Annotated in this window: 13 protein-coding genes; 10 read left to right on the forward strand and 3 right to left on the reverse strand. The window is 58.5% G+C overall.

Annotated features, from left to right (window positions below; translation table 11 throughout):
• The first annotated feature begins 121 nt into the window (after positions 1-121).
• The 5 genes from GSQ93_RS35125 to GSQ93_RS35145 all read left to right on the forward strand — a co-directional run bounded on the left by GSQ93_RS35125 (position 122) and on the right by GSQ93_RS35145 (position 3,870).
• Positions 122-319: a type II toxin-antitoxin system VapB family antitoxin gene (locus GSQ93_RS35125; RefSeq protein WP_158940564.1), complete on the forward strand. Its 198-nt coding sequence runs from the start codon at positions 122-124 to the stop codon at positions 317-319.
• A 348-nt stretch (positions 320-667) separates the two neighbouring features.
• Positions 668-1,741: an acyltransferase gene (locus tag GSQ93_RS35130; protein ID WP_158940566.1), complete on the forward strand. Its 1,074-nt coding sequence runs from the start codon at positions 668-670 to the stop codon at positions 1,739-1,741.
• Between the two features lie 105 nt (positions 1,742-1,846).
• Entirely contained in the window at positions 1,847-2,668 is an 822-nt protein-coding gene (locus GSQ93_RS35135) for an AraC family transcriptional regulator (protein ID WP_158940568.1), read from the forward strand.
• 186 nt (positions 2,669-2,854) lie between these two features.
• Positions 2,855-3,556, forward strand: coding sequence for an AzlC family ABC transporter permease (locus GSQ93_RS35140; protein ID WP_158940974.1), 702 nt, complete (start codon positions 2,855-2,857; stop codon positions 3,554-3,556).
• Positions 3,553-3,870, forward strand: a complete 318-nt coding sequence (locus GSQ93_RS35145; protein WP_158940570.1) for an AzlD domain-containing protein — start codon at positions 3,553-3,555, stop codon at positions 3,868-3,870. The genes GSQ93_RS35140 and GSQ93_RS35145 overlap by 4 nt, the downstream gene beginning before the upstream one ends.
• A gap of 222 nt (positions 3,871-4,092) precedes the next feature.
• Here the strand turns inward: GSQ93_RS35145 and GSQ93_RS35150 are convergent, their stop codons facing one another.
• Positions 4,093-5,586, reverse strand: coding sequence for an MDR family MFS transporter (locus GSQ93_RS35150; RefSeq protein WP_158940572.1), 1,494 nt, complete (start codon positions 5,584-5,586; stop codon positions 4,093-4,095).
• 340 nt (positions 5,587-5,926) lie between these two features.
• Between GSQ93_RS35150 and GSQ93_RS35155 the strand changes: the two genes are divergently transcribed.
• The 4 genes from GSQ93_RS35155 to GSQ93_RS35170 all read left to right on the forward strand — a co-directional run bounded on the left by GSQ93_RS35155 (position 5,927) and on the right by GSQ93_RS35170 (position 9,895).
• Positions 5,927-6,418, forward strand: a complete 492-nt coding sequence (locus GSQ93_RS35155; protein ID WP_158940574.1) for a RidA family protein — start codon at positions 5,927-5,929, stop codon at positions 6,416-6,418.
• Positions 6,419-6,445: 27 nt separating this feature from the next.
• Positions 6,446-7,636 (forward strand): amidohydrolase family protein, encoded by a 1,191-nt coding sequence (locus GSQ93_RS35160; RefSeq protein WP_158940575.1) that lies wholly within the window; start codon positions 6,446-6,448, stop codon positions 7,634-7,636.
• Positions 7,633-8,148: a GNAT family N-acetyltransferase gene (locus GSQ93_RS35165; protein ID WP_158940577.1), complete on the forward strand. Its 516-nt coding sequence runs from the start codon at positions 7,633-7,635 to the stop codon at positions 8,146-8,148. Before GSQ93_RS35160 ends, GSQ93_RS35165 begins: the two co-directional genes overlap by 4 nt.
• 193 nt (positions 8,149-8,341) lie before the next feature.
• Complete coding sequence (locus tag GSQ93_RS35170) at positions 8,342-9,895, forward strand: methyl-accepting chemotaxis protein (RefSeq protein ID WP_158940579.1); 1,554 nt, start codon at positions 8,342-8,344, stop codon at positions 9,893-9,895.
• A 20-nt stretch (positions 9,896-9,915) separates the two neighbouring features.
• On the opposite strand, the gene GSQ93_RS35175 is transcribed toward GSQ93_RS35170, so the two are convergent.
• Positions 9,916-10,410: an Lrp/AsnC family transcriptional regulator gene (locus tag GSQ93_RS35175; protein WP_158940581.1), complete on the reverse strand. Its 495-nt coding sequence runs from the start codon at positions 10,408-10,410 to the stop codon at positions 9,916-9,918.
• Between the two features lie 184 nt (positions 10,411-10,594).
• On the opposite strand from GSQ93_RS35175, the gene glmS reads away from it, so the two are divergent.
• Positions 10,595-12,424 carry a glutamine--fructose-6-phosphate transaminase (isomerizing) gene (glmS, locus tag GSQ93_RS35180; RefSeq protein ID WP_158940583.1) on the forward strand — a complete coding sequence of 610 codons (1,830 nt, stop codon included), beginning with the start codon at positions 10,595-10,597 and terminating at the stop codon, positions 12,422-12,424.
• 198 nt (positions 12,425-12,622) lie between these two features.
• On the opposite strand, the gene GSQ93_RS35185 is transcribed toward glmS, so the two are convergent.
• Positions 12,623-13,369, reverse strand: a complete 747-nt coding sequence (locus tag GSQ93_RS35185; protein ID WP_158940585.1) for an H-NS family nucleoid-associated regulatory protein — start codon at positions 13,367-13,369, stop codon at positions 12,623-12,625.
• Between the last annotated feature and the right edge of the window lie 489 nt (positions 13,370-13,858).

Here is a 13,858-nt window from a genome sequence, read left to right on the forward strand (position 1 = left end):
CGAGGCGGTCGGCGAAGTGGATCCATGGCAACTGCCCTGCGGTATGCTCCAAGAAGGCAGTTGTGCGCGTAAATCCGCATTAAACGATGTCGAATTGGTGCGTAACCGACCGGAGGTTCTCATGCGTACAATCATTGCCCTCGATGACGATTTGATCGCCAAGGCCCAAGCCTATACGGGCCTGGAAGAAAAAACGGCACTTGTGCACGAAGCGCTCAAGGCGCTGATCCAACGTGAAGTCGCAAAACGGCTCGCAAATCTCGGCGGTAGCCAACCGGGTATCAAAGGGGCGCCGCGTCGACCGCAGGACGTCGAATGATTCTCGTCGGCACGTCAGTCTGTCGCAACCACGGCGCTCGGGCACTCGCAGGCTGCGTAAATGAGGTCGACTTTACTTTTTACTGAGCCATATTGTCCGGTCGGGATTTTCATAGTCTGGAATATCAACCGTCTTGCCTTTCCGATAAAGCCGCGAATCCGGGTCGCTCGTTGACTAATAGGTCTAGTGGCTTCGCATCTCACCCTTGATGTTTCTCGCTTACAAAACCCCCAATCGAATTATTTTCTAATATTTTCTCGACCTGACGCCTCAAAGGGATATTTTTCCGCATCCGGATTGCATTTTTTCCACCCTACACTGGGCGCTCGATAATGACGGTCCGCCACTATGAACGCCATAAAGTCCACCCGGTTTGATTTGCTTGACGGTTTGAGAGGTGTCGCAGCAATTGCCGTGATGCTTCACCACTACACGCAGCACACGGGTTGGGACTGGTTTGGCGGAGCATGGGTCGCGGTCGACCTGTTCTTCGTGCTTTCCGGCTTCGTGATCGCCCACAGTTATAGCAAGAAGATCTTGAACGGAATGTCGTTCCGCGAGTTCGCCTTCGTGCGGCTCGTCCGGCTTGCGCCCCTTTACCTCTTGGGACTGGCGCTCGGCGTGTGCGCCGTGTTGCTGTCGATGGCAAAAACCGGCACGCCGCAAATATCGGGCACGCAGCTCGCAACAGCAACCGTGCTGGGCGCGGCCTGGCTGCCGTATTTTAATAATATCGGCTGGCCTTTTGGATCGGATTCCATCGTAGGCGCGACCTTTCCGTTGAACGATCCATCGTGGTCATTATTCTTCGAGTTATTCGTCAATGTTGTATTTGCCGCTTACCTTTACACGTTTCGCAAACTCCCGAGTGCTAAATATTCGATACTCGCGTTCATCGCGTTTATTGCCTTGACAGTCATCTTTCGGCAAATCAATCCAGGCTGGCGGGCTGAGAGTTTTCTGCTCGGATTCCCGCGCGTTATTGCTGAATTCTTCGCTGGCGTGTTCATCTTTTCGATGGGGCTTCAGTTTAAAAAACCGCACGTCGTTTTCACCGCAACGGTCACGATCGCGGCGCTTGCGTGCTTTTCGATGGGCAATCCCAAGCTGGCATTCGTCAATTCGCTCACGCTCGTGCCTTTGTCGGTGGCGTTGCTGTGCTCGGTGTCCATAGAAGGGTTCGGCAAGGGGATCTGCAAGGCGCTGGGCGAACTCTCGTATCCGCTTTACGTGATTCATTTCCCGATCTATCGGCTGGTGTTCGAGTCGTTCGAGATCCGTGTGCTCAACCCCATCGTCCAGACGCTGGTCGTGGCCGGCATCTCGATCGTGCTCGCCTTGCTGCTCGCGCGTGCGGATCAGGAACTGAGGAGGAAGCTGACGAGTTTCATCAAGACCAAGACGTCTCCCGCGGCCGTCTGATCGAGGCTTTTTCCCTCATGTCAGAAACCGGCGGGTTATTCATAATCCGCTGAAAACGCAGCCCGGGCTAAACTTGCGGTTTCCGCCAACGGCACTCGCAAAGCCATGACCGCCTCCCGTTTCAGCAATTCCGCGCGCTATTGGCGCTCGCCGCTCGTGCCCGGCGCGGAAATGCTCACGGCCGAGTATTACGACCATTCCTTCACGCCCCACTGGCACGATGCGTACACCGTTCCCGTCATTGAAGCGGGTGCGGAGCAGTACGACTATCGCGGATCGAATTTCGTGGCCGAGGCGGGTTCGGTGCCGGTCATCAATCCGGGCGAACTGCATACAGGCGCGCGGGCGGTGGATCTGGGCTGGCGATATCGCGTGTTTTATCTGCCGGTCGATTTCGTGCAGTCTGTCGCCGATGAAGTGGCCGGCCGCGCCCAGCCAATGCCATGGTTCTCCGCCGGTGTCATTCGCGACGCCGATCTCGCCCAGCGTGTGCAGCTTGCGCATCAGGCAATGGAAGCCAACCTGGATCCGCTCGGGGCGGAGCATGCGTTGCTCGACGCGGTGTCCACGCTGCTTGCACGTCACGCTGGACAACGGCCGCCGGTGCAGCGCATGCGTCAGGACACCACGCGTGTGAATACGATGCAAGCCCGCCTGACCGATGACCTCACTGAGCCGTTATCGCTTGCCGAACTGGCGCAGACGGTGGGACTGTCGACCTTCCACGCCGCACGCCTGTTCACGCGCGAGACCGGGCTCGCTCCCCACGCGTGGCGTAACCAGATGCGCGTCAACCGCGCGCTCGATGCGTTGCGTGCGGGCGTTCCGGTGACGGACGTGGCGGCGGCCAGCGGTTTCACCGACCAGAGCCATTTCACGCGGCACTTTAAAAAGACCTTCGGCGTGTCGCCTGGACGCTGGCGCTAGCACGTCATACCCACGTCATACCTCGTCGATGTAACCCGACCGCAAGAACGTACAAGCGCATGAACGCGGCGCGTCCTATCCTCGCTATCAACGGAGGAGACATTGAACTCAACGCATCAGGACCATCAGCTCCATCAACCGGCTAACCTCGCCGAATTCGGCGCAGGCGCACGCGACACCATTCCCATGATGGTCGGCGCCGCGCCATTTGGCGTGATCTTCGGTACGCTCGCGGCCACCGGTCCGCTGCATGCGTGGTCGGTACAGTTGATGTCGCTTGCCGTGTTTGCAGGCTCCGCGCAATTCATCGCGGTTGGGCTGATCGCCGGCCACGCGAGTTTTGCCGTGATCTGGGCAACCACGTTCATCGTCAACCTGCGTCACGTCCTGTACTCCGCGACCCTTGCGCCGTACGTCGCGCACTTGCCAGCGCGCTGGCGCTGGACGCTCGGCGCGTTCATGACAGACGAAGTCTTTGCCGTCTCGTACGCGCATTATCAGCGCCGGCCACCGGGTGAAACCGGGCCGTATTACTTCCTCGGCTCGGGCGTATCCATGTACGTGAACTGGCAGATATGGACCGTCGCCGGACTGCTGTTCGGTTCGGCGTTTCCGGGTCTCCAGTCGAAGGGACTCGACTTCGCGATGGTCGCCACCTTCATTGCGATCATCGTGCCGCAGCTTGTTGCGTTGCGTTTTGTGGCAGCGGCGCTGGCTGCTGGCGTGTTGTCGTTTGCATGGAGTGACTGGCCTTACAAGCTCGGTTTGCTAGCGGCAGTTGTGGTGGGGGTGGCGGTGGGCATGCTGCTGTCGATGCGTGCAAAAGGCTCTGCAGACTCCACGCAACGCTCGACACAACGTCCCGCGGAAATGGAGCGCGCTAAATGAAATACGCTCTTCTGATCCTGGGCATGGCGGTGATTACCTATGGCATTCGCTCTGCGGTATTCGTATTCGGCGAGCGCCTGAGTTTTCCGCCGATAGTGCGGATGGCGCTTAATTTCGTGCCGGTAACGGTGTTGACGGCGATCATTGTGCCGATGACGTTTGCGCCGCACGGCGGTGGTGCCGAGCTTACCTGGCGTAACTCCCAATTGATCGCGGCGGCGGTGGCCGTTGTTGTGTGTGCGGTTACGCGCAAGCCGTTGCTGACCATTGCGGTCTCACTTGCGGTGTTCTTCGGCTGGCAGATGATCGTTTAGATTTTCACTCGCGCCACGGGGGCTTACGTCCAATCAATCACATTTATGGGTTGAACGAGGCCGTTGCAAGTCGTCTGAAATGAAAGCGTATGAGATTAGAGCCTGCGAAGAGACCGATTAGATCGCGCGGGAAGTAACGACCAAGTCTGCGCTCTCCATGCAAGAGGGCGCAGGCGTTGGCTAGACCGGGGCTGACTCGTGAATCAGCCCGGCGTTGCGTGCTTAGTCTTCGATCGGCGACAACGCTTCGAGCGGCATCTTCTTCTCGTGTGCCAACGTGATAGTAGGGACGAAGAGGAAAAATCCGACGACAAAAATCGCGATCACGAAAATCGACAGGAACGTCAGGTGAAGCGACTGATGCAGCACCTGACGGATCGCGTCGCTGTTGCCGAGATTCGTCACCTGATTCTGAAGCAGGGCTTTCAACTGGTCCGATGTGACCGCCGCCGCGCCATTTGAATGACTGAGACCGAAGTTGAGCACTGCGCCAAACAAGGTCGCGCCGATCGTACTGCCGAGATTACGCGAGAACAGATTCGATGCAGTCGCGCTGCCGCGCTGCGCAATGTCGACTATCTCCTGGATCAGCACGAGCGAACTGACGCTTGCCGTTCCCATGCCGAAGCCCATGATGAGCGAACCAAATGCCGCAATTAGCGGTGAGCTTCCCGGCGATAGCACGATCAGGAACACGGCGCCCAACGGGATAAACGCGCTGCCGCCAATCAGGATGCGACGCAGCCCGATTCGATGAAACGACTTCGCGGCCAGCGTCGCGCCGACGGGCCATCCGACCATCATCATGGTCAATGCAAGACCGGCGACCACCGGCGAACGGTGCAGGACGCCCTGCACGTACATAGGCAGGAACGTGGTTGCGCCCATCAAAATCATGCCGGACAAGACGGTCGCGCCATTGCACGCGGCGATCGGCCGGCGGCTCCAGAGCGCGAACGAGATCATGGGTTCAGTCGCCCGTTTCTCCTGCATCAGGAACAACAGCAGACACACGATAAACAACCCGCCTGCGATCAACGCCTTCGTGATGTCGTCATTGCCTGCATACGTCAGCGACATCATCAGCGCGGCGATCGACACCATGAACAGCGCCGCCCCTGCAAAGTCGATCGACGGCCGCGCATGCCGCTCGGATTCTTTCAGGAACGCGATAAAACCAGCCGCCGACGCGAGGCCGATCGGCACGTTCATCCAGAAGATCCAGGACCACGAAAAGTCGCGGATGATGAGCCCGCCTACCATTGGCCCGACCACCGCCGATATGGCCCAGACACTCGCCAGATAACCCTGCACCTTGCCGCGTTCGCGCGCGGGGTAGAGGTCGGCGACAATCGTCAGCGTGACCGGCTGGATTGCGCCCGCACCGACTCCCTGGATCAGCCGGAACACGATCATGGCCGGCATCGACCAGGCGAAACCGGCGAGTATCGAGCCGATCAGGAAGATCGCGATACCGGCAAGAACGATGGGCTTGCGGCCATACAGGTCCGCGAGCTTGCCGAAGATGACCGTCATGGCGGTCTGTGTCAGCAGGAAGGACGAGAAGACCCAGCTATAGAGATGCAGGTCGCCAAGCTGCGAGACGATCTGCGGCATGGCGGTAGAAACGATAGTGGCTTCGATGGCGACCATTGCCATTGAAGCCATGACCGCGGCAATGACAAGAGGACGCGACGATTGCGGGCTGCGGGACATTGATCTTGGTGTAATGAGGGGCGCGGACAAAGTCGCAGAAGCATGGAGCTGCGACGCGTGATACGGTCGCGGCGGCGTGACCGTTAAAGAGTATGCACCCTTGCGGAAATGTTCGCTGAACCCGAGTCGCGTTTGAAGGCTGCTTGATTGGTTGCGTGGCCATGTCTTTAAGGCCCCTTCCTTAGAGACGTGGCGTTATCGAATTGGTACGCAAAGCCTTGTTAGCCGTACGCTTTTGTTCGTTCGGGATGTTGTGACACACTTGGATATTCGACGCGAACACTTTCATTTCATCCGTTCGTTGGCTTAAGGCAATATCTTTTTTAATCGAGGACCGTCAATGACATCCACGCCCGTTCCAACCCATCCGGATTCCCCCGCCATGCGCCTTGAGGCGCTTGGACTCGTGCTGCCGAACGTGCCTGCGCCTCGCGGCGCGTTCAAGCCTTTCTCTCGGTCGGGCTCGCTGATCTTCCTTGCGGGTCAGATTTGTGAATGGGAAGGCGACGTTCGATACGCGGGTCCTGTCGGCACGGAGCAGGATCTTGAAGCGGGGCAACGAGCAGCGCAAATTTGCGGACTCAACCTGCTCGCAGCACTTCATCTCGCGCTCGATGGCGACCTTGACCGCGTGGTCAGTTGTCATCGGATGGGTGGATTCGTGTATTGCACGCCGGGTTATCCTGACGTGCCGAAAGTCATCAACGGAGCCTCCGATCTCATGTTCGCGGTGTTCGGCGAACGAGGCCGGCATGCCCGGACCGCGGTGGGCGTTGCGACGCTTCCAGCGGGGGCGTCGGTGGAGGTGGACGCCATCTTTGAAGTGCGTTGATTGTCTTTTCTGTTTCTAGGAGTACTAGTGGAAGCCAGCTTGTTGATCACCAATGTTCGTCTGCCGGACGGCACCCCGGTGGACATTGCCGTCAACGATGGACGGATAGAAGAAATCGGCCCGAACCTTCAGCGCAGCGCTGACGTCGTGCGCGAAAACGGTCAGGGTGCGCTGGTCCTGCCGGGGTTTGTCGAAGGCCATACGCATCTCGACAAAACGAACTGGGGCTTGCCGTGGTATCGCAACGATGTAGGTCCGAAGCTTACCGACCGGATCGAAAACGAACGATCATGGCGCGCGAGCACGGGACATGATGCGGGTGCGCAGTCGTTAGCGCTCGCACGAGCTTTTCTCGCGGCGGGAACGACGCGGCTTAGAACGCATGTGGATATAGACACGGACGCCGGGCTCAGGCATTTGCACGGGGTGCTGGCGACGCGCGCAAAGCTGGCCGAAGTCATGGAGATACAGATCGTGGCATTTCCCCAGTCGGGCATGCTGCGTCGTGCAGGGACCGACACGCTGTTAAGCGACGCGCTAATGGCCGGAGCCGATGTGCTCGGTGCGCTGGACCCTGCGCTCATCGACCAGGACCCGGTAACCTCGCTCGACACCACGTTCGAGATGGCGAACCGCCATCAGAAGCCTATCGATATCCATCTTCACGAACCCGGCGAGGTAGGTGCGTTCACCTTCAACCTGCTGCTGGACCGCGTCAAGGCGTTAGGCATGCAAGGACGTGTTGTTGTTAGCCACGCGTTCTGCCTGGGCATGTTGGCGGATCGTGAACGCGATGCGTTGTTAGTGAGGATCGCGGATCTCGACGTCGCGCTGTTGACCACGGCGCCGCCCTCGGTGCCCGTCCCTTCGATGCGCGCTTGCATCGAGGCCGGCGTAACGCTGTTTGCGGGTAACGACGGAATACGCGATACCTGGACGCCTTTCGGCAAGCCCGACATGCTCGAGCGGGCCATGTTCGTTGGCATGCGCTACGACCTCCGGCGCGATGAAGACCTGGCGCTTGCGTTTGACTGTGTCAGCACATCGGGCGCGCGGGCGTGCGGGTTCCAGGGCTATGGGCTGCACGAAGGCGCTCGGGCCGATCTTGTTTTGGTGGACGCTGAAACAGTGGCTCAAGCGGTTGTTTCGCGACCGGTCCGCAAGCTCGTGATTGCACGCGGCAGGATCGTTGCGCGCGACGGAGTTGCATCGATATGAAACTGCTTGCCGAACGCCTTTATCTCAGGGATCTGGAACTGTCCGATATCGACGCAGTGCACGAATATGCGAGCTTGCTAGAGGTCGTGTTGCATCAGGAATGGGGACCCAACACGATCGAGCAGACGAGGGAGTATGTAGCAGGCTGTGTGCTGGGGAATTCGTTGCCCGACAGAAGAACGCTGGAACTGGCAGCAGTACTGAACGATGGCAGCCTGATAGGCAGCTACCGGGCAAGTCTCTCGGAAGACGGTACGGAGGCAGAGATCGGTTATTCACTTAATCCCCGCTATTGGCACCGGGGCTACGCGACCGAAGCGGCGAAGCGGTTGGTCGATTATCTGGTCAGCGAGCGCCGAGTGCGGGAAATCTTCGCGACCAGCAGGCCGGAAAATCTCGCGTCCATTCATGTCCTGGAGAAGCTCGGGATGCAGCAGGTGGATCTCTATCGAAAGAATGTGCTGATCAGGGGCGAGTGGCGCGACACGCTCGTGTTTTCAGTGAAGGTTTAATGAATATTATTAAGCCAGCCGCTATCGCAGTGTGAGTTGCTTGCCCGCTGCGTCTGGCCATATCCCCTTCGCGTTCACACCGCTCGGTGTTTCCCTTACTTCAGAATCCCCCCAGACGGCCGATATGCACACAGCGGCGCGCGAACTCCTCTATGCGCCGGGTCATGAACTGTGCCTCGCATCGGAGAGTCGATTGGACCGTCTTAGTTTGAACACCAAATTATCGCTGGCGCTGCTCATTACCTGGCTGGGACTTGTGTTCCTCGGCGGATGGGCCGCGTGGCAGTCGCGCGAAACCATGACCGCTGAGCGCAAGACGGGCGTCGAAAACGTCGTCGAGTCGGCGTACGGGGTTGTTGCAGACTACGCGAAGCAAGTGGACAGCCATCAACTGACGCTGGAACAGGCTCAGGAGCAGGCGAAGGCAAAGCTCTCCGCCATGCGCTTTTCCGGCAATGGTTTCATGATCATTACGACCGCGCACCCGGTGGTCATCATGCATCCGGTGCTGGCCGATCTGCGCATGAAGGATGTCAGCGACTACAAGGATTCGGACGGCAAGCTTTTGTTCGTCGAGATGGTCAAGGTCGCTCAGGCGAACGGACAAGGTTTCGTGCCGTACATGGCGCGCTTGCCGGGAAAATCGGAACACGTGCCGAAGATCAGCTTCGTCAAGCGGTTTGCGCCCTGGGACTGGTACCTGATCTCGGGCGTCTACGTGAACGATATCAACGACGCGTTCAAGGTCAACCTGTTGCAATACCTGATCGTGATCCTCTTGATTGGCGGCATTAGCTCGGCGGCGCTGGTGTTGATCATCCGCAATGTGAAGCACAGTCTGGGCGGCGAACCTGCGTATGCCACCACCGTCGCCGAGGGCATTGCGAACGGCGACCTGTCGCACGAGGTCGCGCTGAGCGCATCGGACGAGAGCAGCATGTTGTCGGCCATGCAACGCATGCAGCAACGGCTCGCCGATACCGTGAGGCGCATTCGCGGCGGCACCGAAACCATTACCGTTGCCGCGCAGCAGATCGCCGCGGGCAACCATGATCTCTCCGCACGCACCGAGCAGCAGGCGTCATCGATCAGCGAAACCGCGGCGAGCATGGAACAGCTCACCGCGACGGTTAAGCAGAATGCGGAGAACGCGCACCAAGCGAACAAGATGGCGGCGAATGCATCGCAGATCGCAAGCGAAGGCGGGACGGCGGTGCAGCAGGTTGTATTGACGATGCAAAGCATTGCGGCCAGTTCCACGCGCGTGGTCGACATTATCTCCGTGATCGAAGGCATCGCTTTCCAGACGAATATCCTCGCGCTCAACGCGGCCGTTGAGGCGGCGCGCGCAGGCGAAGAAGGGCGGGGTTTTGCTGTAGTGGCAGGCGAAGTGCGCAATCTCGCACGCCGTAGCGCGGACGCTGCCAAGGAGATCAAGAGCCTGATCGAAGAGTCCACCGGCAAGGTCGACGACGGCAAGGCGCTGGTGGAGCGGGCCGGCACGACGATGCACTCGCTGGTTCAGGCTGTGCAGCGCGTGACGGATATCATCGGCGAAATTTCAGTGGCGTCCGAGGAGCAGAGCCGCGGCATTGAGCAGGTGAATATCGCCATTGCTCAAATGGATGAGACGACCCAGCAAAATGCCGCGATGGTCGAACAAGCCACGGCTGCGGCGCAGTCGATGCAGGAGCAGGCCCAGATGCTGCGCGATACCGTCAACGTGTTCCAGTTGGCGAGGGTGTGAAGGCGACGCACTGACGAAATTTACGATCTCGCTCGATCAGCCACGATTCTTACCGGCGCATTCGCTTCGAACTTGGCGCGATGCGTCGAAAAGAATGTGCGCACATTGCGGATGTTCGAAGAAGTCTTGAACAGGCGGCGGGCGAGTTCGTCGTATTCCGGCATGTCGACCACTTCCGCTACGACCAGAAAGTCCGGCCCGGGCGACACGCGATAACACTGGGTCACCACACCCTCAGCGCAAATATACGTTTCGAAAGCGTCCAGATCCTCGGCTGCTTGCCGGTCAAGACTCACTTCAATGATCGCGGTTAATGTCGGACCGATCTTGGCGTAATCGAGAATGGCCACTTCGCGCTGGATGACTCCGGCTTCCTTGAGTTTGCTCACCCGACGCAAGCACGTAGGCGGTGATGCATGCGCGCGGGCAGCAAGCTCCACGTTAGAGACAGACGAATCACTTTGCAGGATGGCAAGGATGCGAAGGTCGAGTTCGTCCAGATAAATACCGGGCACGATGGGCTCCGTTTTTCGCTAAGGGTGGCAACTCGCGCATAGCTTAGCGTGAAATAAAATTTCATCAAACATTGCTGCTAGCAGAAAATTTCATGTCTGGTATTAATATGAAATTAAATTCCATTGAGCCAGCTTTACCATTCCTGCACCGGTTCCAAAGGGGAGCCGCCTAAGGAACAACATCATGTGTGGAATTGTCGGCGCGGTCGCTCAACGCAACATCCTGCCTAATCTGGTCGACGGCCTTAAACGCCTTGAATATCGCGGCTACGACTCGTGCGGTGTCGCGTTATATCAGGCGGGGAAATTGGTGCGGGCCCGTAGCGTCGATCGCGTTGCGCACTTGCAAGACGTGATCCTCGGCGAGGCCTTGTCCGGCTATACGGGGATCGCACATACCCGTTGGGCGACGCACGGCAAGCCGGTGACCGCGAATGCGCATCCGCATTTTTCACCGAACGCAGAAGCGCCACGCATAGCGCTTTCACACAACGGGATTATCGAAAATCACGAGGAGTTGCGCGCGGAGCTTGAGGAAAGCGGCTACGTCTTCGCCAGTCAGACCGACAGCGAGGTGATCGCGCATCTGATCGATCATTTGTACATCGGCGACTTGTTCGAGGCCGTCAAGGAAGCGGTGACTCAACTGCGTGGGAGCTATGCCATTGCAGTGCTGTGTCGCGACGAGCCGCATCGGCTCGTCGGCGCGCGCGATGGCATGCCGTTGGTGATTGGCATAGGCAATGGCGAGAACTTCCTGGCCTCCGACGCCATTGCATTGTCGAGCGTAACCGATCAGATTGCCTATCTTGAGAACGGCGATGTAGTCGATATCCAGCTTCACCGGCATCGCGTAGAAGACGCTAGTGGCCGCCGTGTCGAGCGCCGGGTGCATACCGTCGCGGCGCATAGCGGGGCGGCTGACTTGGGGCTTTATCGCTATTACATGCAGAAGGAAATTTTCGAGCAGCCGCAAGCAGTTGCCGACACGCTTCAGGACGTCACATCGATCATGCCGGAGCTATTCGGCGACAACGCATGGCGGGTGCTGAATTCCGTAGATTCCGTGCTGCTGCTCGCGTGTGGCGGAAGTTACCACGCCGCACTGACCGCCAAGTACTGGATAGAAAGCCTCGCACAGTTGCCGGTGAGCGTAGAGATCGCAAGTGAATACCGGTATCGCGAAAGCGTGCCGAATCCGAAGACGCTGGTTGTCGCCGTGTCGCAAAGCGGAGAGACGGCGGATGTCCTGGGCGCGGTCCAAGTCGCGAGGCAGCAGGGCATGCTGAACACGCTCGCTATCTGCAACGTGCCAACCAGCGCATTGGCGCGTGAATGCGCGCTGACTTTCTGCACGCGGGCGGGGATTGAGATCGGCGTGGCATCGACGAAGGCCTTCACCACGCAACTCGTCGGGTTGTTCCTGCTGGCGTTGACGCTGGCTCAGGCGCGTCAGCGGTTATCGGAACAGGATGAGCAAACCCATCTTCGCGCGCTTCGCCATCTCCCGGACGCGATGACCAAGGTGCTTGCGCTGGAGCCGCAGATTATTGATTGGGCGGAGCAACTCACGCGAAGGCAGAACATCCTGTTTCTTGGGCGCGGCATGCATTATCCGGTCGCGCTGGAGGGGGCACTCAAGATGAAGGAGATATCGTATATCCATGCTGAAGCGTACCCTGCCGGCGAGTTGAAACACGGTCCGCTTGCATTGGTTAGCGACGAGATGCCGGTGGTTGCGGTCGCGCCTAATGACCGGCTGCTGGAAAAACTCAAGTCGAATATGCATGAGGTGAGTGCGCGCAGCGGCAAGCTATTTGTATTCGCCGATGCAGACTGCGGCATCTCACCGAGTCCTGGTATTGAAGTGATTCGGCTTACTGAATACTACGGTCTTCTATCGCCTATCTTGCATACTATTCCAATGCAACTGCTGGCGTTTCACGCGGCGCTCGCAAGGGGAACGGATATTGATAAGCCACGGAATCTGGCTAAATCAGTGACGGTGGAGTAAGGGGGTAAGGCTCGAGCGACAAACTGTTTGCGAGCAATGAAAGCGCAATAGCCATGACGCAGCTGCCAGAACAGGCGCCGCTCGACCTGGTCGCGCAACGCCTTGTTACTATTCGCGACTCTCTTCCGTGGCAATGAGACAAGGCGGCTGGTATCGGTCACCCGGCGCCGGTCGTGGCCTGAGCGGCGGAAAGCGTTATTACCCTACCGCTGCGATCTGTTTTTTCGCCGACGCTGTCTTGCCCGCTGAACCGGCCTTCTTCACTATCGCTTTTTTGGCGGCACTTTTCTTTGCAACGGCACCGCTGGTAATCGACGATTTCGGCTTACTCGCTTTGCTCGCAGTGCTGGTTTCAGTCGCGACGGCATTAGCGCCGGCAATCAAAAACCTCGTCCGGTCCTTGGCTGCGCCGAGCCAAGCCGGTGCCGGCCCACGTCCGCTCCATGTTGCCCCGGTCTTGGGGTCAAGGTATTTCGCCGGCTGTGGTCCTTTGCGCTGTCCCTTGTGAGCACCTGCGCCGGCCACTGTCGATGCCTTCTTGGACGCAGTCTTCGCCTTACTCACCGCACCGACACTCGCTGCGCGAGCCGCATCAGTACCGTTTGCGATCAAAAACTTGGTGCGGTCCTTGGCGTCCGCAATCCATGCCGGCGCCCGGCCGTGCCCGGTCCAGGTCGCGCCGGTTTTGGGATGGTGGTACTTAGCCGGGCTTCCACTCTTTAGACTACTGGCAGCCGTCGACTTGACCTTCGGAGCACTCCCGTTCCCCGCTCTCGCTTCTCGTTTTGCCTTTGCTTTGGCTTCGATATCTTCCGTGGTCAAACCGTGCGCCAACATAATCTTTCGGATTTGGTCGACTGCTGTCTGCGTCTTTTTTGCGATCAAGGCATTGGCTTGCGCCTGCAGCGCCTTCATCTTTGCCTGGATTTGTTCGAGGGACGGCATTGCACTCTCCTTAAATGGATATGGCCGCACTATGCCATGAGCTTCGCGAGTGTGAAAGCGCTGTGAGGGTTTCCGCATTACACAGGTGCAACCAACAACTACGGCAGGACCAGCGACGGTCTTTCTCGATTTCGGGCTATGTGTTGTCGCTGTATACGCCCCGATAACGCCGACTCCCTGCGAGATGAGACAGTGTTCTTCGCATCGCATCGACTCTTTCAGCGTACGTCGGCAATCTGATTCGGCCGTCTTTGAGCGCACTTCAAGCGATCTTTTGCAGGGGTTTTTATTAGAGCCGCCGGCGTGAAGCGGGGTACGGGTCACCGTTTTCGTGACTTTCGTGCGAAAACCCCTTAATTCATGGCCTCAGACGTTGCTTCTTCATGTCGGTGTTGGTACGCTGGCGCCCAACCCGAGGATTTGTACCTTTGCGTTAGTCGTTGACGGCGCAAAGGCAAAGGTCTTGGGCAACCTTTGACTAGAAGCGAG

This window comes from Burkholderia sp. S171 (assembly GCF_009766085.1).
GTDB lineage: Bacteria > Pseudomonadota > Gammaproteobacteria > Burkholderiales > Burkholderiaceae > Caballeronia.